This is a genomic window from Variovorax sp. Varisp36, assembly GCF_047304235.1.
GTDB lineage: Bacteria > Pseudomonadota > Gammaproteobacteria > Burkholderiales > Burkholderiaceae_C > Variovorax.
In genome coordinates this window covers 1-217 of record NZ_JBGLYU010000148.1, presented here as the reverse complement: position 1 = coordinate 217, position 217 = coordinate 1, and the positions used below count along the sequence as shown (strand labels likewise).

Genomic DNA, 217 nt, shown 5'->3' with positions numbered 1-217 from the left:
CAGCTGTGCGCCCTTGGGACGGCCGGTGGAGCCGGAGGTGTAGATGACGTAGGCGAGGTTCTCGCCGTGCAGGTCGATATCGGGGTTGGTGTCGGGTTCCGCACTAACGTCGAGGGTGTCGAGCGCCAGCACCTGCAGCGCCTCGGTGCCCGGCATCTGCAGGTGGCTCTGCGTGAGCAGCAGCGCGATGCCGCTGTCGCGGACCATGTACGTCAGC

General features: G+C 67.3%; 1 protein-coding gene. It reads right to left on the bottom strand.

The window, feature by feature from the left end; genetic code table 11:
* Positions 1 to 217: AMP-binding protein (locus ACCD11_RS28515; RefSeq protein ID WP_413316495.1), on the bottom strand; the 217-nt coding region annotated here is incomplete at both ends.